Annotated in this window: 16 protein-coding genes and 1 pseudogene; 7 read left to right on the top strand and 10 right to left on the bottom strand. The window is 64.1% G+C overall.

Annotated features, from left to right (window positions below):
• Nucleotides 1-207 precede the first annotated feature (207 nt).
• Complete coding sequence (locus U5A89_RS06620) at nucleotides 208-1,023, bottom strand: HpcH/HpaI aldolase/citrate lyase family protein (RefSeq protein WP_338160404.1); 816 nt, start codon at nucleotides 1,021-1,023, stop codon at nucleotides 208-210.
• Nucleotides 1,024-1,096: 73 nt separating this feature from the next.
• On the opposite strand from U5A89_RS06620, the gene U5A89_RS06615 reads away from it, so the two are divergent.
• Together U5A89_RS06615 and U5A89_RS06610 are read left to right on the top strand one after the other, a co-directional pair.
• Nucleotides 1,097-2,077 carry an SPFH domain-containing protein gene (locus tag U5A89_RS06615; RefSeq protein ID WP_338160403.1) on the top strand — a complete coding sequence of 327 codons (981 nt, stop codon included), beginning with the start codon at nucleotides 1,097-1,099 and terminating at the stop codon, nucleotides 2,075-2,077.
• Between the two features lie 160 nt (nucleotides 2,078-2,237).
• Nucleotides 2,238-2,684 (top strand): NfeD family protein, encoded by a 447-nt coding sequence (locus tag U5A89_RS06610; protein ID WP_338160402.1) that lies wholly within the window; start codon nucleotides 2,238-2,240, stop codon nucleotides 2,682-2,684.
• Nucleotides 2,685-2,724: 40 nt separating this feature from the next.
• Here U5A89_RS06610 and U5A89_RS06605 read toward each other — a convergent pair whose 3' ends face one another.
• From U5A89_RS06605 to U5A89_RS06570, 8 genes are all read right to left on the bottom strand, one after another.
• Nucleotides 2,725-3,408 (bottom strand): Fe2+-dependent dioxygenase, encoded by a 684-nt coding sequence (locus tag U5A89_RS06605; RefSeq protein ID WP_338160401.1) that lies wholly within the window; start codon nucleotides 3,406-3,408, stop codon nucleotides 2,725-2,727.
• Nucleotides 3,409-3,424: 16 nt separating this feature from the next.
• On the bottom strand, nucleotides 3,425-4,210 hold the full coding sequence (locus U5A89_RS06600) for an energy transducer TonB (protein ID WP_445190632.1): 786 nt from the start codon (nucleotides 4,208-4,210) through the stop codon (nucleotides 3,425-3,427).
• Between the two features lie 165 nt (nucleotides 4,211-4,375).
• Entirely contained in the window at nucleotides 4,376-6,862 is a 2,487-nt protein-coding gene (locus U5A89_RS06595; RefSeq protein ID WP_338160400.1) for a TonB-dependent receptor, read from the bottom strand.
• Nucleotides 6,863-6,924: 62 nt separating this feature from the next.
• A complete protein-coding gene (locus U5A89_RS06590; RefSeq protein ID WP_445190631.1) occupies nucleotides 6,925-7,215 on the bottom strand; it encodes a ribbon-helix-helix domain-containing protein in 291 nt (96 codons plus the stop codon).
• Nucleotides 7,216-7,220: 5 nt separating this feature from the next.
• Entirely contained in the window at nucleotides 7,221-7,943 is a 723-nt protein-coding gene (phbB, locus tag U5A89_RS06585) for an acetoacetyl-CoA reductase (protein ID WP_338160398.1), read from the bottom strand.
• A 28-nt stretch (nucleotides 7,944-7,971) separates the two neighbouring features.
• Complete coding sequence (gene hemH, locus U5A89_RS06580) at nucleotides 7,972-8,973, bottom strand: ferrochelatase (protein ID WP_338160397.1); 1,002 nt, start codon at nucleotides 8,971-8,973, stop codon at nucleotides 7,972-7,974.
• Nucleotides 8,970-11,243 (bottom strand): xanthine dehydrogenase family protein molybdopterin-binding subunit, encoded by a 2,274-nt coding sequence (locus tag U5A89_RS06575; RefSeq protein ID WP_338160396.1) that lies wholly within the window; start codon nucleotides 11,241-11,243, stop codon nucleotides 8,970-8,972. The genes hemH and U5A89_RS06575 overlap by 4 nt, the downstream gene beginning before the upstream one ends.
• A gap of 38 nt (nucleotides 11,244-11,281) precedes the next feature.
• A complete protein-coding gene (locus U5A89_RS06570) occupies nucleotides 11,282-11,716 on the bottom strand; it encodes a CoA-binding protein (protein ID WP_338160395.1) in 435 nt (144 codons plus the stop codon).
• Nucleotides 11,717-11,803: 87 nt separating this feature from the next.
• Here U5A89_RS06570 and U5A89_RS06565 point away from each other — a divergent pair, with 87 nt between their 5' ends.
• Complete coding sequence (locus U5A89_RS06565; protein ID WP_338160394.1) at nucleotides 11,804-12,262, top strand: GNAT family N-acetyltransferase; 459 nt, start codon at nucleotides 11,804-11,806, stop codon at nucleotides 12,260-12,262.
• Here the strand turns inward: U5A89_RS06565 and U5A89_RS06560 are convergent, their stop codons facing one another.
• Nucleotides 12,263-13,033, bottom strand: coding sequence for an Mrp/NBP35 family ATP-binding protein (locus tag U5A89_RS06560; protein WP_445190689.1), 771 nt, complete (start codon nucleotides 13,031-13,033; stop codon nucleotides 12,263-12,265).
• 271 nt (nucleotides 13,034-13,304) lie between these two features.
• Between U5A89_RS06560 and hflK the strand changes: the two are divergent.
• From hflK to U5A89_RS06540, 4 genes and pseudogenes are all read left to right on the top strand, one after another.
• Nucleotides 13,305-14,437: pseudogene (gene hflK, locus U5A89_RS06555) on the top strand (FtsH protease activity modulator HflK).
• Entirely contained in the window at nucleotides 14,437-15,285 is an 849-nt protein-coding gene (gene hflC / locus U5A89_RS06550; protein ID WP_338160392.1) for a protease modulator HflC, read from the top strand. The pseudogene hflK and the gene hflC overlap by 1 nt, the downstream one beginning before the upstream one ends.
• Before the next feature lie 137 nt (nucleotides 15,286-15,422).
• The gene (locus tag U5A89_RS06545; protein ID WP_338160391.1) at nucleotides 15,423-16,931 is read left to right on the top strand and encodes a Do family serine endopeptidase; all 1,509 of its coding nucleotides are present in this window, start codon (nucleotides 15,423-15,425) and stop codon (nucleotides 16,929-16,931) included.
• A 146-nt stretch (nucleotides 16,932-17,077) separates the two neighbouring features.
• Entirely contained in the window at nucleotides 17,078-18,709 is a 1,632-nt protein-coding gene (locus tag U5A89_RS06540) for a helicase HerA-like domain-containing protein (protein ID WP_338160390.1), read from the top strand.
• The last annotated feature ends 15 nt before the right edge of the window (nucleotides 18,710-18,724 follow it).

Raw genomic sequence — 18,724 nt, 5'->3', positions numbered from 1 at the left:
GATATCCCTCTGTTTTTTTAGAGTTCGGGGAGAACTCAATGAGGGCAAAAACGCCCCACCTGTCAGCTCTGGTCAACGACGGTGCGACGAATGGAACCTAATGTAGCGTTTTTATTACCGTGTGTAGCTATACTGCAACACAACACGTCGATGCCATAAATAATGCAACGCCCGACCTATGTCGGACTTTCCTTTACGGCATCAATGCTAAGCCCCCACCGCCTCAGCCCGCGCGACCAGCGCCTTCGCCTCTTCCACATGCATCGTCTCGATCATCCGCCCGTCGAACCGCTCCGCCCCGCCGGTCGCCGCCTCGATCAGCCGCCGCGCGTCCGCCAACGCCTGCGCGTCGGGACCGAAGATCTGGTTCGCCACCACCACCTGCGCAGGATGAATCAGCGTCTTGCCGTCGAAACCCAAGGCGTGGCCCTCCATACATTCCGCTTCCAGCCCGGCGAGATCATCCAGTCGGTTATATACGCCGTCGAACACCGCGACGCCCGCCGCCCGCGCCGCCAGCAGCACCGCCTGCATCGCGTATGACAACCCGCCGCGACCGGCCGATGGCGGGATGCCCAGATCCTTGCGCAGGTCGTTATTGCCCATGAACAGCGCCGCGCAGCCCTCCGCGGCCGCAATCTCCGCTGCGGCCAGCACGCCGCGCGCGCTTTCGATCATCGCGATCACCGGCTTCTGGCACACGCTATAGACATCGCGCACCTGCCGCCCCGTCTCCACCTTGGGCAGCACCACATAGTCCGCGCGACTGCCTTTGAGCGCCACCATCTCCACCCCGTGCCACGGCGTCCCCGCCACATTGATCCGCACCGCCGCCAACCGGCCGCCAAAGCCTTCGCCCATTGCCTCGACCGCGCCTGCCCGCGCGGCCTCTTTGGCGTCGTCGGGCACAGCGTCCTCCAGGTCCAATATTACCATGTCGCACGGCAAGGTCCGCGCCTTGGCGATCGCGCGGGCATTGGACGCGGGCAGGAACAACAGCGATCGGGCATGACGCAGCAACATGGAATACTCCTCGGTTTGACTTCCCCCGTTAACGAATAAGGCGCATAGTCCAACCCGGTTTCGGGAGAATATGATGCTGACGACCTTTGCCTTGACGCTTACGGGCCTCGTCCTCTTCTACCTGGCGGTCAGCGTTAAGGTGGTGCGGCAGGGCTATCAATATACGATCGAACGCTTCGGCCGTTTCACCGAAGTCGCCAAGCCGGGCCTCAATTTCTACCCGGCCTTCTTCTATAGCGTAGGTCGCAAGATCAACATGATGGAGCAGGTGGTCGATATTCCGGGGCAGGAAATCATCACCAAGGATAACGCCATGGTGTCGGTCGACGGCGTGGTCTTCTTCCAGGTGCTCGACCCGGCTAAGGCGGCCTATGAAGTATCCGAACTCTATGTCGCGATCATGCAGCTGGCCACCACCAACCTGCGCACGGTCATGGGGTCGCTCGACCTGGACGAAACCCTGTCCAAGCGTGACGAAATCAACGCCCGCCTGTTGTCGGTCGTGGATCATGCGACCAACGCCTGGGGCATCAAGATCACCCGCGTGGAGTTGAAAGACATCCGCCCGCCCGCCGACATCGTCAACGCCATGGGCCGCCAGATGAAGGCGGAGCGCGAAAAGCGCGCCAACATCCTGGACGCAGAAGGCGCCCGGGCGGCGGAAATCCTGCGCGCGGAGGGCGAAAAACAGGGTCAGATCCTGCAAGCCGAAGGCCGCCGCGAAGCCGCTTTCCGCGACGCCGAAGCCCGCGAGCGCGAAGCGGAGGCGGAAGCCAAAGCGACGCAGATGGTGTCCGAAGCGATCAGCGCGGGCAATCCGCAAGCGCTCAATTATTTCATCGCGCAAAAATATGTCGAGGCGGTCAGCCAGTTCGCAACCAGCCCCAATGCCAAGACCATCCTCTTCCCGGTCGAAGCGACCCAGTTGATCGGCACGCTGGGCGGTATCGGCCAGCTTGCCAAGGATGCGCTCGGCAACGACGGCATGCCCACGCCAACCCCGCCGCCAGCCCCCCGCACCCGCCCCAACCCCTTCGGCCAGAGCCAGGGGTGATGCGGGTGGACAGGTTCATCATCCCTGACCTGTTCCCCGGCGAAGGCCGGGGTCCAGTTGCTACCATGGTTCTGGACCCCGGCCTGCGCCGGGGTACAGGGAGTTGCTGCCCTCTCCAACCCCGCTTCCGCGCGAACATCGGCTCACGGACGCCCACCCCATGATCGCCACTCTCTCCCACCTCCAGGACCATTGGGGCTGGCTCGTCTTCGCCGCATTGCTGGGCATCGCCGAAGTCATGCTGCCCGGCGTCTTCCTCATCTGGATCGCGATCGCCGCGGCCATCACCGGCCTTGTCGCTCTGGCCCTGCCGATCGCGCTCCCGTTTCAGTTCCTGCTGTTCGCCGCGCTCAGCGTCGCGGCCGTCTATGCCGGTCGTCGCTGGTATGTGGACAATCCCGTCGCCTCCACCGACCCCCTGCTCAACGATCGCACCGCCCGCCTGATCGGCCAGACCGTCATCGTGGTCGATCCGATTACCGGCGGCGAAGGCCGTGTCCGCGTGGGCGACAGCGTATGGAGCGCGCGTGGTGCCGACGCGGATGTCGGCGCCAGGGTGCGCATCGTAGGTGCGGAAGGAACGATGTTGCAGGTAGAGGCGGTTTAGCACGCCTGATCCTCACGCTTTCATCGCGTCCAATCGCCCGTCAGGTGTCGGCCCAGCGTCGCAGCAGATTATGATAGACGCCGGTCAGGCGGATCACTTCGTCATGATCCTGCCCCATCGCCGCCGCCACGCCCTGTACGCTGCGATCGAGGTCGAACAGCATCTGCCGTGCCCCATCGTCGCGGACCATCGACTGCAACCAGAAGAAACTCGCCACCCGTCGTCCCCGCGTCACCGGTTCGACCCGGTGCAGCGATGAAGAGGGATAGAGCACCGCATGGCCCGCTGGCAGCTTCACCTGCTGCACCCCGAACTGCGTCTCGATCGTCAGTTCCCCGCCATCATAGGCGTCGGGTTCTTCCAGAAAGACGGTGATCGACAGGTCGGATCGCACGCGAAAGCCGGTTCCGGCCTGGATGCGGACGGCATTGTCGACATGCACGCCGAATTTCTGCCCACCCGCATAGCTGTTGAAGAGGGGTGGAAAGATTTTAAGCGGCAGCGCAGCGGCGATGAACAAAGGCGACCGGCCCAACGCGTCCAGCACCATCTGCCCGGCCTGCTTGGCCGCATCGCAATCTTCGGGCAATTGCAGGTTGCGCTTGGCAAGCGCGGACTGGTGGCCAGAGGTGATATTGCCGTCCACCCATGCGCCCGCGTCGATGACGGCGCGGATGGCGGCGACGCCCGCGGCGTCGATCAGGTCGGCTATGGCGATCAACATGGCAAAGGCGCGTCCGTCAGGCGGATTGGGTGCGCAGGATGAAGGGGATTTCGACCACGCCCTTGACCCGCACCGGCTGGCCACCGCGGATCGTAGGCTTCCAGCGCCAGCCCTTCACCGCGTCGCGGGCGGCCTCGTCCAGCCGGGGCGATCCGCTGCTCTGGCTGACGACGATGCTTTCCACGCCGCCGTCGACCGCCAGAATGAGGGTCAGCACGACCGTGCCCTGCTCATGCTTGCGGCGGCTTTCGACCGGATATCGCGGCGGCTTGCCCGCGACCATCTGCGTGCCAAGGTCGCCATTCTGCACCAGGCTCGGCGTTGCCGTAGGCGCGGCGACGGGCGCAGGCGGCCCCGGTGAGACGGCCACGGTCGGCGCGGGCGTAGGAACCGGGACGGGATCGGGCGAGGTCTGGACGACCGGCGCAGGCGGGGTCGGCGTCTGCACGATCGGCGGGGACGCGACCACCTGCGGCGCGGAGGGCGGTGGAAGTGGCGTTTCCGATGCGGGCGGCGGAGGCGGAGGTGGCGGCGACAGGTTCACCACCGTCAGCTTCGCGACCTCCACGCGCTGGGCCTGATGGCGCACCTGGATCAACGCGCCGAGCGCCAGCGCATGCACCGCCAATATGGCGACGACAGCGGTAAGATTAGGCCGGGACCGCGCGCCATAGCGGCTGGCGGCAGGGCTGGTCGCCACAGGCGGCAAGGGCGCCGCCGGGGCAGACGCCACCATGGGGGCGCACCAGGGTTCGGCTATGGACGTCCTATCGTCGATCGGCTGGCTCGCGGCTTGCAGCATGGAAGCGCCTCCCTCGTCCCGCCCATAACGCGAAGACTAATGCGAATCAATTGCGTTGCAGCAACATTGGGCAAAATAAGGACGAGCGGCGACCCGAGGAGAGTAAGTGTGTATCGCCGCCCACCCTGCATCCCCGGCCGGGACGGGCCGGGGAGGATCAAGCCGTCAGAAGCTGTAGTTCAGGCTGAACACCGCCGACCGCGTCGGTCCGGGCTGTGCCCAGCTGCCAGCGACCGAATTGCGGACCGTCGTCACATATTTCTCGTTCGTGAAATTCTGGACGTTGATCTGTGCCTTCAGGTTCGGCGTGATCGGGTAGTTCACCATCAGGCGATGGATGGTGTAGCTGGGCACATAATAGGCGACATAGGTGCTGCCACCGACCGCACTAAGCTGCGCCAGCGTCGGCTGGTTCAGCAGGAACTTGCCCTGGTAGGTCAGGCCATAGCCCAGTTCCAGGCCGAAGGGGAAACGGTAGGTGGTGAACAGGCTGCCCGAATGTTTGGGCGTGTTGGTCAACGCATAGCCCGCCGTCGGATCGAGGAAGGCGGCGCTATTGGCGCAGGTGCCCGCCGCCGCGCTGACCGACCCCGGATTGGCAAGGCAATAATCCGACACACCCTGTTTGATCTCCGACTTGAGATACATATAATTGGCGGAAATCGTCCAGTTGCTGGTGATATTGCCCGACGCGCCGAAGGAAATGCCTTCCACTCGCTGGTGCCCATCGGTCGCCTGGTCCGGCAGCAAGGGATCGCCCGAAACGACCTTGATCTGGTTGCGGTCGTTGCGGAAGGCGGCCAGCGTCAGCAGCAGCTTCTTGTCGAACAGATCGGCCTTGGCACCGATCTCGTAATTTTTGGTGGTTTCCGGTTTTACATTGCAGGTGCCGCTGCCACCGGACGCATTGTCCAACGAACAGCTGCCGTCGACCGATGCCTTGGATGGCAGGGTGGAATTGCCATAGGCAACATAGAGGCTGGTGTCCGGCGTGGGCTTTACGACCGCCCCCACCCGGTAGGAGAAGAGATTACGGGCGTCCATCCGTGCATAGCTGGGATTGGGCGCTGCGGCGGTCGATGGCGTGAGTTGGCCGATCGTCGCGCCGGTGGTGACATAGCTCAAGCTGCGGCTGAACCCTTCGACCCGCTCGTAACGGACGCCGCCGTTGATCTCGAAAAAGTCGCTGAACTTGATCGTATCGAACAGATAGGCGGCGTAGCTGGTCTGCTCGCCCAGCGCTTGGCTGGAGCGGATGAAGTTGATCGGGCCTTCATATTCGTTGTTGCCATAGCTGTAGCCGGTCGGCCCCTGGATGACCTCACCGGGGTTGGAGATGCTGACCAGCGGAAAGGCCGGGGTGGAACCATCGGCGTTACGCGGCAGCGTGCCCTGCTCCTGCCGATATTGTTCCCACATGGCCGACGCGCCCAGCACCAGCGTATGCTGAATACCGCCGGTGGCGAAATCGGCGCTCAGGTCGGTCTGGTTATAGGCGGTCGTGTTGTTGATGAAGCGCTGCACGCCGCGGCCGCCGGTGGGGAGATAATAGCCCGCCGGGACGGTGAAATTCGCGCCATTAACGGTTGCGGTGCAGGCCGCCGCTGTGCCGCCCAGGAAAGGCGCCTGCGGCTGCAACCCGGTCGAGGCCAGACAGAAGGTGCCATTGGGTTGGCTGGTGATCGTGTTCTGGCGAATATGTTCGTAACGGGTCAGGTTGCGGATCTTGACCGTATCGCTGAACGCATGGCTGAAGATCGCCTGGAGCGACCGGGTCTTGCTGTTCTGCTGATCCAGATTGGCGAAGCCATAATAGCCGGACCGGTCGAATTCGTCGAGGAAGCCGCCCAGGTTGGCATAATAGCGCAGGCCATATTGCGGCATGGCGTCGTCATGCAGATATTCACCCTGGATCGTCAGGCTGGTGGGGCTGTCGATGCCGATCGTGATCGCCGGGGCAAAGCCGTAGCGCTCATAATATTCGACGTCGCGGCCGGGCACGTCATTCTTGTGATAGACGGCGTTCAGGCGCACGGCGATCAGGTCGTTGACACGCTGGTTGGCGTCCAGCGTGGCGCGATAATAGTTGTCGGTGCCGATGCCTACGTTCACGATCGTCTGGTCATCGGCCAGCGGACGCTTGGTCACCAGGTTGATCGTGCCCGCGACGGAGCCGCCGCCGTTCATCACCGAATTGGCGCCGTTGGTCACTTCGACCTGTTCAATATTATAGACTTCGTTGCGATTGAGGAACGCGCCCGACCGGACACCGTCGATGGTGACGTCGTTCTTGGCGTCCTGGCCGCGCAGGATGATGCGGTCGCCATAGCCAAAGCCGCCTTCGCCCGCGCCGAAGGTGATGCCGGGAACGGTGGACAAAACGTCGCGCAGGGTCAGGAGATTTTGTTGCTGGATGGTTTCCTTACCGATGACCGTGATGGTCTGGGGCGTGTCGAGCAGGGGCCGGGTATATTTGGGCGATTCCGCCTTTTCGACCTTGATCGCCGATTCATCGATTGCGGTATCGGTCACGGTCATGCCACCAAGACGCGCGCCCTGCTGCGCATCCTGAGCGCTGGCATTGGCCGCGAACGCAATCGCGCCGACGCAACCGAGCGCCAGAAAAGACGTCATATTCCCGGATTTCGACATAGTTTCAGATCCCCTTTCGTTGTTGAGGGGTCTGCTATTGAGAGTCCTTCGCAGAGTCAACGCTATTGCGAATAATTATTACCATTGTCACAACTATGTTGCTGGAACAGCCAGCAGCGGATGGCGCTGGCGAGATTGGGGGGATGGGCCACGGCCAGCCGCGCGGCGTCGATGCGGGCGACGAGCGCATTGAGGGGCAGATGCTGTTGGGCGGCGCGGGCGCGCAGGGCGTCCCAGAAAATCGGTTCCAGACTGATCGCCGTTTGATGCCCGGCGATCGTCACGCTCCGCTTGACCGGCGGAGCGAAGGGCGACCCTTCCGGCCCGGACGGGCCATCGGCAGGGTCGTCCATGCGCATCAATACATATGCTGGCCGCCGTTGATCGACAGGGTGCTGCCGGTCACGAAGCCGCCTTCCTCGCTGCACAGAAACGCCACGCCGCGCGCAATCTCGCTCGCCTGGCCCAGCCGACCGACCGGGATTTTCGCGACGATCTTTTCCAGCACGGCGGCGGGGACGGCGGCGACCATGTCGGTGTCGATATAGCCCGGTGCGATCGCGTTGACGGTGATGCCCGCCTTGGCCCCTTCCTGCGCCAGCGCCTTGGTGAAGCCATGGATGCCAGACTTGGCCGCGGCATAGTTGACTTGGCCATATTGGCCCGCCTGGCCGTTGATCGACCCGATATTGACGATCCGGCCCCAGCCGCGTTCGCGCATTCCGCCGAACGTCGCCTTGGCCATGTTGAAGCACCCGCCCAGATTGATGCGCATGACTTCGTTCCAGTCGTCGAAACTCATCTTCGCCAGCACGCCGTCGCGGGTAATGCCCGCATTGTTGACGACGATATCGACCGGGCCGATCGCTTCCGTCACTTGCGCCACGCCGTCCAGGCAGGCCTGATGATCGCCCACGTCCCATTTGAAGGTGGCGATGCCGGTCTTTTCGGTGAACGCCTTCGCTTTTTCCTCGTTACCGGCATAATTGGCGGCGACGGTGTAACCCAGTTCCTGCAGCGCCAGGCTGATCGCCTCGCCGATGCCACGCGTTCCGCCCGTGACGATCGCTACTCTCGACATCTGCGTCTCCTCTTCCAGTAAACAAGGGTCAGTCTATCCAACCCGAAAGTTCGCGGCTCATTAGCCTCTGGTATAGAGTGATAGCTTCGCCCGACGCGTTTAGACAGGGTAAATAGGCAAATTTTTCGCCACCTTGGGTTAAAAAAACCTCTTTCGCACGCAAGGCGATTTCTTCTAGAGTTTCAAGGCAGTCGGCCGCGAATCCGGGCGTTACTACAGCAATGCTACGGACATTTTCGGTAACCAATTTGGCGAGTGTCGCTTCGGTTTCCGGTTCAAGCCATTTGGCGCGGCCAAAGCGCGACTGAAAACTCATATGCACCGGCAGCGACAGCGCCTCCCGCAACAGCCGAGCGGTCTTGACCGCCTGGCAATGATAGGGGTCGCCCAGATGCAGCGTACGTTCGGGCATCCCATGAAAGCTAACCAACAGTGCGTCCGGCACAAAGTCCAGCGAGGCGACATGCCCTTCGATCGATTGCTTGAGCGCCGCTATATAGGCCGGGTCGTCATGATAGGGCGGCAGGGTGCGGATGGCGGGCTGCCAGCGCATGGCGCCAAGCGCCGCGAAAGCGGCGTCATTGGCGGTCGCCGTGGTCGCGCCGCTATATTGGGGATAGAGCGGCGCGAGCAGGATGCGTTCGCACCCGTGGGCTTTCATCGCCGCCAACTTATCCGATATGGAGGGATTGCCGTAGCGCATCGCCCAGTCGATCAAGACCCCCTGCCCCATCGCCTGCTGCAGGCCCAGCGCGATGGCGCGGGTGTGCACCGCCAGCGGCGATCCTTCCGCCGTCCACACCTGTTGATAGGCATGGGCGGATTTCTTGGGCCGGGTGGTCAGGATGACGCCACGCAGGATCGGCTGCCACAGGAGTTGCGGAATTTCCACCACGCGCCGGTCGGACAGAAATTCCGCCAGATAGCGGCGCACCGACGCCGGATCGGGGGCATCGGGGGTGCCGAGGTTGATAAGGAGAACGCCGACCTTGGGCGCAGGGATGGCGGGATGATCGGGGGGCTGGTTCATGCGGTTCCCACTAGCGGCAGGCTGCGCAAGCGCTGACCTGTCCATGTGTACAGGGCATTGGCGATGGCAGGCGCCACCAAAGGCGCGGCGAGATCGCTGACCCCGGCCGGATCGGCGGTGCTGCGGATCAGTTCCACTGTCACCTCCCCCACGTCCGCCAGCCGTGGCAGGTTCATACGGCCCAGGATCGCGCGGGTCGGCAGGCCGCGTTCATAGGGCACGGACGCACCCATCGCATAAGCCAGGCCATAGATGAGGCCGCTTTCGATCTGCTGCCGGGCGATGTCGGGATTGACCTGATCGCCGACATCGACGGCCGCAACGATGCGATTGACGTTCAGGGCGTCGCCGTTCATCGCCGCTTCCACCAGCACGGCTGCATAGGCGCCATCCATCATATGCGCCGCGATCCCCTGCCCGCTGCCTGCTATGCCGCCCTGCCACCCGCCCATCGACGCGGCGGTGGACAGGCAATGGGCCAGGCGCGGATTGCCGCCGAGCATCTGGATGCGGAAGGACATCGCCTCTATCCCCGCCAGATGCGCCAGTTCATCGACGAAACTTTCGGTGAAGAAGGCACTGTGGAGATGCGCGTTGCCGCGCGTAAAGCCCAGCGGCAGACCGACGTCGGTCGGAAAATGATCGACCGCCCAGTGGGGAATGGCATAGGGCGGTGCCATGCCCGCGACCGCCAGCCGCGTGGCCTTGTCCGCGGCATCCGCCGCCGCTTCATGGGGCAGCGCGCCATCGGCGATGCGCGCCCAGGTCTGCGTCATGGCGCAGGGGGCGGCGACCTTCGCCAGCCAGCCTTCGATCGCGCCGTTGCGGCCGAGCTTGGCGGCCATACGGGCATGGGCGGGCGCACTGGGGCGGTCGTGGATGACATCTTCCAGCCGCGACCAGAGCAGTTGCACCGGACGCTGCATCTCGCGCGCCAGCAAGGCCGCCTGCACGCCGACATCCCAGTCCATCTTGCGACCGAAGGAGCCGCCCGCATGCAGCGGATAGAGCGCGACCGCCCGCTCCGCCAGGCCCAGCGCATCGGCGATCGCCGCGCGGGCCAGGCCGGGCGCCTGCGTCGCCATCCACACTTCCGCACCGTCATCGGTGACCCGCGCCGTCGCGCTGGGCGGTTCGAGCGCCAGGTGCAGCCCGGCATCGACCTGATATTCGCTGGCGAGAATGGTCGCCCCTTCGAACACCGGCGCCAGATCGCCCTGCGCATAGAGCCGACGACCCGCAGACCCGGCAAAAGCCTGTTCCAGCCGGTCGTCAATGCCACCGCTGCTGACCGGCACGCCGCGCAGGGTGAAGACGGGGTCGGCCAAGTCCAGCGCCTTGTTGGCAGCCCACCAGTTGATCGCCACCGCCGCGACCCACCGTTCCTGCTTTACCAGCCTGAGGAAGCCGGTGACGCTGCTGGCGGACCGTTCGTCCAGACCAGCCAGCACGGCGTCGCCGATCGGCCCTTGACGGATCGAGGCATAGACCATGTCGGGCAAACGGATGTCGGCCGCGAAATTATGGCTGCCGTCGATCTTCGACGGGGTATCGAGGCGCGGCAGATCCTGGCCGGACAGGCGGCCGTCCTGCCCCTGACGATAGGGCAGGATGGCGGGCAGGTCGAACGTCGTAGCCTCCGCTGCCACATCGCCGATCTTCATGCGATGCGCGCCGCCATCTGAAATGATGCCGTCGGCAATGTCGCAGCTTTCCCAGGGGATGCCCCAGCGTTTCGCCGCCGCCTTGCACAATAATATGCGCGCGGCTGCGCCAGCATCGCGATAGGCGTCCCGAAACATGGGGATCGACGTGCCGCCGCCGGTGAGCATCAGCGCGCCGCGCGTCGCATATTGATCGATCGCCCAATCGCCAGCGCCGCCCAGCAGCCGCGTCCAGTCGCTGCTCAACCATTCGCGCGCCAGCAATGTGTTGGCGTAAAGCGGGCTGATCGGCGCGCTCTGCACCGCGACCGTCCGCCAGTCCGCGCCCAGTTCGTCCGCCAATATCTGCGGAAGGACGGTGGTGACCCCCTGCCCCATTTCGGTTTGCGGCACCACGACGATAATCTGGCCCGATATGTCGATTTTCAGAAAGGCATTGACGACGGTTTCGCCGGGACCGGCATTCAGATTGGGCTGATAGCGGCGCGGCCATACGCCCCAGGCGATCAGCAACCCCGTCGCCGCGCCGCCGCCGATCAGCAGCATGCGGCGGCTGACGCCCTTGTCTTTGCTTTTGCCGGATTGCTTCCGCGGGGTGCGCGCCATGCCTGTCTGATAGAGGCGCGACGCGACCCTGCCTAGCGTTAATCCGACGTGATGGACGGGATGCCCAACCGGGGAATTTCGATCGCGGGGCAGCGATCCATCACGACCTTCAAACCGGCCGCTTCCGCGCGGGCGGCGGCAGCTTCGTTGATGACGCCCAGTTGCATCCACACCGCTTTAGCGCCCGCCGCGATCGCATCATCTACCGCTTCTCCGGCCGCCTCGCTCCGGCGGAAGATGTCGACCAGGTCGATCGGCACGCCGATATCGGACAATCTGCCCCAGACGAACTCGCCATGCACATGCTCGCCCGCGATCTGCGGATTGACCGGCAGGACGCGATAGCCGTGATTTTGCAGGTATTGCATGACGCCATAGCTCGGGCGATCGGGTCGATCGGAAATGCCGACCAAGGCTATTGTGCGGATTTCGCCGAGTAAGGTCGCGATATCCTGTGGGTCGGTGAGCGGCATGGCAAATCTCCTTTGCAGCTGAGATGGGGAGGACGCAGGCCGACGCAAGGCGTTCCCATCCTGATGGGACTGCGATAAGGCTGCCGCATGTTCGATATTCGGCCCGACGACCTGACCTCGCCGCAAACCCGCGCATTGTTGGCCTTGCATCTGTCCGGGATGCAGGCGCAGTCGCCTGCCGACGCGGTGTTCGCGCTGGACCTGTCAGGGCTTCAATCGCCCGACATCAGCGTCTGGACGCTATGGGATGGCGAGAGGATCGCAGGGGTCGGCGCTTTGCGAATGTTGTCCGCAGACCAGGGCGAGATCAAGTCGATGCGCACGCACCCCGACTATCTGCGCCGGGGCGTGGCTACGACCCTGCTGCAGCACATCATCGCCGTCGCCCGTTCGCAGGGCTTGACGCAACTCAGCCTGGAAACCGGCAGAGGCGCGGCGTTCGAACCGGCATTGGCGCTATATCGCACGCATGGATTTGCCGATGGCGACGCCTTTGGCGATTATGCCGACAATGGCTTCAGCCAGTTCCTGCACCTCAAGCTATGATCAAGCCGCCTGTTTGAGCCAGTCGGCGACCTTCTGCGCGATCGCGCGGAAGGCGTCGGCATGGACGCCCTCGCCCGCCGCCGGGGGATCGCCCGCGTCCGACATGCGGCGAATGTCGATCGCCAGCGGAATGCGTCCCAGGAAGGGCATGGACAGCTCGCCCGCCGTATTTTCCGCGCCGCCATTGCCGAAGGGGTCGGACAGTTCGCCGCAATGGGGGCAGGCATAGCCCGCCATATTCTCCACCAGTCCCACCATCGGCACGCCCGCCTGCGCAAACAGGCTGACCGCGCGGGTCGCGTCGATCAGCGCCAGATCCTGCGGCGTCGATACGATCACCGCACCGGTCGGCTTATGCTTTTGCACCATGGTCAATTGAATGTCGCCGGTGCCCGGCGGCATGTCCACGACCAGCAGTTCGGTGTCGCCCCACTCGGCATCGATCAACTGGCTGAGCGCATTGCCCACCATCGGCCCGCGCCACGCCAGCGCCTTGCCCGGTTCGACCAGATGCGCCATCGACAGCATGGGAATGCCCAGCGTGCCGGTGACCGGGATCAATTTCTTTTCGCGCGCCTGCGGCTTCTTGTCCTCGCTGCCCATCAATCGCGCCTGCGACGGGCCGTAAATATCCGCATCCACCAGCCCGACCTTGAGGCCCAGCCGGGACAGCGCGACCGCCAGATTGGCTGACAGGGTCGATTTGCCCACGCCGCCCTTGCCCGATGCGACGGCCAGGATGCGCAACGCCGCCCTCCGCTCGGTCGTCATGGCGATGCGGACATCGATCACGCCCGGCACCGTCAGACCGCCTTCCTTGATCGCGGCGGCCAAGCCTTCCCGTTGGTCGGGCGCCAGTCCGCCGACGTCCAGGGCGATGGTCATCACCCCATCCTTGATGCGCGGCGCGCTGGCGCGACCATCGGTGAGCGTGGTCAGACGGGCGGTGAAATCAGCAAGATCGGTCATGACCACGCCCTGTAGGAAATAAACGCGGCCATTTGCACTGTTTTTCGGAGGAAAGCCTTCCTATACAGACAGCATGAGAAGAAAATTCGGGTGGATGCCCGCGATCGCAGCGATGGTCCAAGGCCCCTGGGGCGGCAAGAATGACGGACCCGAGGGGGACGGACAGAAGGGCGGCGGCGACGGCGGCCCGCGCAATCCGTGGACTCAGCCGACCAAGCCAACGACCGGGCAGAAAGGCCCGTCGGCGATCGAGGAACTGTTGCGCCGCGGCCGCGAGAGTTTCGGCCAGGGCGGCGGCGATGGCAATGGCGGCGGCTTTGGCGGCCTGCCCCCCGCGCCAACGGCAAGGCGCTGTGGCCCGCGGCGATCGGCATTTTGGTGGTGCTATGGCTGGTGCTGACCAGCTTCCATCGGGTCGGGCCGCAGGAACGCGGCGTCGTCACCTTCCTGGGTAAATATAGCCGCACGCTGACGCCGGGCATCAGCCTGACCCTGCCCGCCCCGTTCGAAGCGGTGACGACGGTCGATGTCGAGGAAATCCGCACCATCGACATCGGATCGGTCAGCGCGGAAAATGAGAATCTGGTGCTGACCGGCGACCAGAATATCATCGACCTCGCTTATTCGGTGCGCTGGAACATCCGCAATCCCGAACTCTATCTGTTCCAGCTGTCCGATCCCGACGCCAGCGTGCGCGAGGTCGCGGAAAGCGCGATGCGCGCCGTCCTCGCCAACGTCACGCTGGACGATGCGCTGGGCGCGGGCCGCACCAGCATCGAGCAGCAGGTCGAACAACGGATGCAGGAGATTTTGGACGGCTATCGCTCGGGCATCCGCCTGCAGGGCGTCGCCATCAAGCAGGCCGATCCGCCGACCGCTGTCAACGACGCGTTCAAGTCGGTGTCCGCCGCGCAGCAGACCGCGCAGACCTACACCAACGAAGCCCGCGCCGCCGCCCAGCAGGTGATGGCCAAGGCGCAGGGTGAGGCCGCAGCCTTCGACAAGGTCTATGAACAATATAAGCTCTCGCCCGAAGTGACGCGCCGCCGCATGTATTATGAAACCATGGAGGGCGTGCTGTCGAACGTCGACAAGACCATCGTCGAAGGGACGAACGTGACGCCCTATCTGCCGCTGCCTGAACTCAAGCGCCGCGCGCAGGCGACCCCTGCCGCCGAAGCGGCCACCAGCACGGGAGGCCAGTAATGCCCGCATTTCTGCGTCATCCCATCGCCTTGGCGCTCACTCTGCTGGCGCTGTTGATCATCGTCGGCAGCACCGTGGCGATCGTGCCGGAAACCAAGCAGGGCGTGATCGTCCGCTTCGGCGATCCCAAGGCGATCATCAACCGCTATCGCGCCAACGAGACGTTCGGCAATACCGGCGCCGGGATCATCCTGCGCTGGCCGTTCGTCGATCAGATCGTCTGGATCGACAAGCGCGTCCTGTCGGTCGAAATGGAGCGGCAGCAGGTGTTGTCCACCGACCAGCTGCGCCTTCAGGTCGATGCCTTCGCCCGCTATCGCATCGTTGATCCGCTGCGCATGTATATCGCGGCGGGCAGCGAAGAGCGCGTGTCCGATGCCTTGCGCCCGATCCTGGGTTCCGCGCTGCGCAACGAACTGGGCAAGCGGCCGTTCGCCGCCCTGCTCTCGCCCGAGCGCGGCAAGGTCATGGAGAATATCGAAGCAGGCCTGAACCGTGTCGCGCGCCAATATGGAGCGCAAATCGTGGACGTACGGATCAAGCGCGCCGATCTGCCCGATGGCACGCCGCTGGAAAACACTTTCACCCGGATGCGGACCGCACGTGAGCAGGAAGCGCTCACCATCCGCGCCCAGGGCGCCAAGCAGGCGCAGATCATCCGGGCCGAAGCTGATGCCAACGCCGCGCGCATCTACGCGGAAAGTTTCGGGAAAGACCCGTCCTTCTATGACTTCTATCGCGGGATGCAGAGTTATCGCTACACCTTCTCGCCCGACCGTCCCGGCCAGACCAACGTCATCCTGTCGCCGGACAACGAGTTTTTGAAGCAATTCCAGGGGCGGCGTTAAACTTTCGTAATGATCCCTGGCGGATCATTACGGAACCAGCGCCATTCAATGAGGGTTAAGGCAAGGCGGCGCATTTCAGGGCTTCTTTTGAAAGTCCCGCCTTCCATTTCCTGAAGATCATGAGAGGACCGTCACGAGTGCGTTACGCTTATGCCATCACCGGCGCCCTGCTGCTGGGCGGCACCGCCATTGCCGTCACCACCAGTTCCAATGTCGGCGCGCAAACCGCGCAGAATGAAGGCCTGACGGCCGCAGCCCCTGCAGGCGCGCCCGCCAGCCTGGCCGACATGGTCGAAAAGCTGCAACCGGCCGTCGTCAACATTTCGACCAAGCAGCGGGTGAAGGTGCAAAATCCCTTCGCCGGTACGCCGTTCGGCGATCTGTTCGGCCAGGGCCAGCAGGGCGGCCAGCCGCAGACACGGCAGGCGCAGTCGCTGGGATCGGGCTTCCTGATTTCCGCCGACGGCTATATCGTCACCAACAACCATGTGGTGTCGGCCGGGGCCGAGGGCGCAAGCGTCGATTCGATCACCGTCACCATGACCGACAAGCGGGAGTTTCCCGCCAAGCTGGTCGGCCGCGACGCCGCGACCGATCTGGCGGTGTTGAAGATCGAAGCGCCAAAGCCGCTGCCGTTCGTCAAGTTCGGTGACAGCACCAAGGCTCGCGTGGGCGACTGGGTCGTCGCGATCGGCAACCCCTTCGCGCTGTCTGGCACCGTGACGGCGGGCATCATCTCCGCCCTGCATCGCGGCACTGGTGGCAGCTACGACAAGTTCATCCAGACCGACGCATCGATCAACCAGGGCAACTCCGGCGGCCCGATGTTCGACATGCGCGGCAATGTGATCGGCATCAACAGCCAGATATTGTCGCCGTCGGGCGGCAATGTCGGCATCGGCTTCGCCATTCCGTCGGAACAGGCAGCGCCTATCGTCGCCACCTTGCAAAAGGGCCAGGCGATCCGGCGCGGCTATCTGGGCGTGCAGATCAGCCCGCTGGGCGAAGATCTGGCCGACTCGCTGGGCCTCGCCAAGAATCGCGGCGAGTTCGTGCAGGGCGTTGAGCCGGGCAAGGGCGCGGAAAAGGCCGGGATCAAGGCGGGCGACGTGATCGTCAGCGTCGCCGGTCAGGAAGTGACCGCCGACCAGAATCTGTCCTCGATCGTCGCCAATCAGGGCATCGGCGCGCGCGTGCCGATCGTCCTGATCCGCAATGGCCAGCGCCAGACGGTGACCGCGATCGTCGGTGAGCGGCCTTCGGAAGACGAGCTGAACAACTTCGCCCAGCCGCAGGGAGACGAAGATTTCAGCCAGCAGGACCAGAATCCGGGTCAGGCGACGCAGCAGGCGTTGGGCATTTCAGCGATCCCGCTGACGCCCGGCATCATCCGCCAGCTAGGCATCGCCGCCGATACGAAAGGTGTCGTCATCACGGCGGTCGATGGGTCGACCGATGCAGGGTCCAAAGGCTTGCGTCGCGGCGACGTGATCATCAGCGCCAACAACCGCCCGGTCGCCAGCCAGGCCGAACTGGATGCGCAGGCCAAGGCGGTCGCGGCCCAGGGTCGCAACGCCATCCTGTTGCAGGTGCTGCGTCGGGGCCAACCCGCAATCTTCCTGCCGGTGCGCCTGCGCGACAAATAAGCAGCCCTTGCCGAACCGTCTTTGCTCTGTAGAGTAAGGGCGCCATATCAGACCCGTTCGGGCTGAGCCTGTCGAAGCCCCTCTCTTCTTAAGAAGAGCCCTTCGACAGGCTCAGGGCGAACGGGTTATTTTTTTGGGGTTGAACCATGAGCGACGGTATCTTCATCGGCCTGGGCGCACCGGAGAAGGAAGGCGGCGTTCCCCAGACGTTGAACCTACGCCGGGCGAACCGGCATGGCCTGATCGCGGGCGCGACCGGCACCGGCAAGACGGTGACGCTGCAGGGCATCGCCGAAAGTTTCTCTGGACTGGGCGTGCCGGTATTTCTGGCGGACGTGAAGGGCGATCTGGCGGGCATATCCATGGCCGGTTCCCCCACCGCCAAAAATGCCGACAAGCTGGTGGCCCGCGCGGCGGAAGTCGGCATCAGCGACTATAGCTATGCCGACAATCCGGCCATCTTCTGGGATCTGTACGGGCAACAGGGTCATCCGATCCGCACGACCGTCAGCGAAATGGGGCCGCTGTTGCTGGCGCGCCTCATGGGCCTCAACGAAACGCAGGAAGGCGTGCTGTCGATCGCCTTCAAATATGCCGATGAAGAAGGGCTGCTGCTGCTCGACCTGGGCGATTTGCAGGCGATGCTCGCCTATTGCGCGGAGAATGCCGATACGCTCTCGGCCCGCTACGGCAATGTCACCAAGGCCAGCGTCGGTGCGATCCAGCGGCAATTGCTCCAGCTGGAATCCCAGGGCGGCGATCATTTCTTCGGCGAACCCGCGCTCGACATCCACGACATGCTGCAGGTGGATGAAAAGGGCCGCGGCTATGTGAACATACTGGCCGCCGACAAGCTGATGCAGTCGCCCAAACTTTATGCGACCTTCCTGCTGTGGCTGCTGTCCGAACTGTTCGAGACGCTGCCCGAGGTCGGCGACCCGGACAAGCCGGTGCTGGTCTTCTTCTTCGACGAAGCGCATCTGCTGTTCGACGACGCGCCCAAGGCGCTGACCGACAAAATCGAGCAGGTCGTGCGCCTGATCCGGTCGAAAGGCGTGGGCGTCTATTTCGTGACGCAGAACCCGATCGACATTCCAGAAGATGTAGCCGGGCAGCTGGGTAATCGCGTCCAGCACGCCCTGCGTGCCTTCACCCCGCGCGACCAGCGGGCGATCAAGGCGGCGGCGGAAACATTCCGCATCAACCCCGACCTCAATGTCGAAACGGCGATTACCGAGTTGAAGGTCGGCGAGGCGTTGGTGTCGCTATTGCAGGAGGATGGATCGCCCGGCGTGGTCCAACGCACGCTGATCGCCCCGCCCCGATCGCGGCTGGGGCCGGTCGATCCGAAGGAACGGGCGATCATTCAGTCGATATCGCCCTGCTCGGGCAAATATGATACCGCCGTCAACCGAGAGTTGGCGGAAGAAATCCTGGCCGCACGCGGTCAGGCGGCGGCAGCGGCGGCGCAGGCATCCAAGGCGCAGGCGGAATTGGACAAGGCAGCGGCCGTACAGGCAAAGGTCGAGGCAAAACAGCGCGAGGCGGAACTCAAGGAACAGGCGCGGCGCGATGCCGCGGCCGCGCGTGAGGCCGCCAAACCCGGTACGCTGGACAAGGTCATCCAGTCGGCGACGCGCGCGGCGGGATCGTCGGTCGGACGGCAGGTCGCCAACGAACTGGGCAAGGCGGTGTTCGGCGGATCGAGCCGCAAATCATCGTCCGGCGGCATCGCGGGCAAGCTGGTCCGCGGCATATTGGGCAGCCTGTTCAAATAGGCTATGGTCGGCGCG

The organism is Sphingobium sp. HWE2-09 (assembly GCF_035989265.1).
Classification (GTDB): domain Bacteria; phylum Pseudomonadota; class Alphaproteobacteria; order Sphingomonadales; family Sphingomonadaceae; genus Sphingobium.
This window is presented reverse-complemented; position numbering and strand designations above follow the sequence as displayed.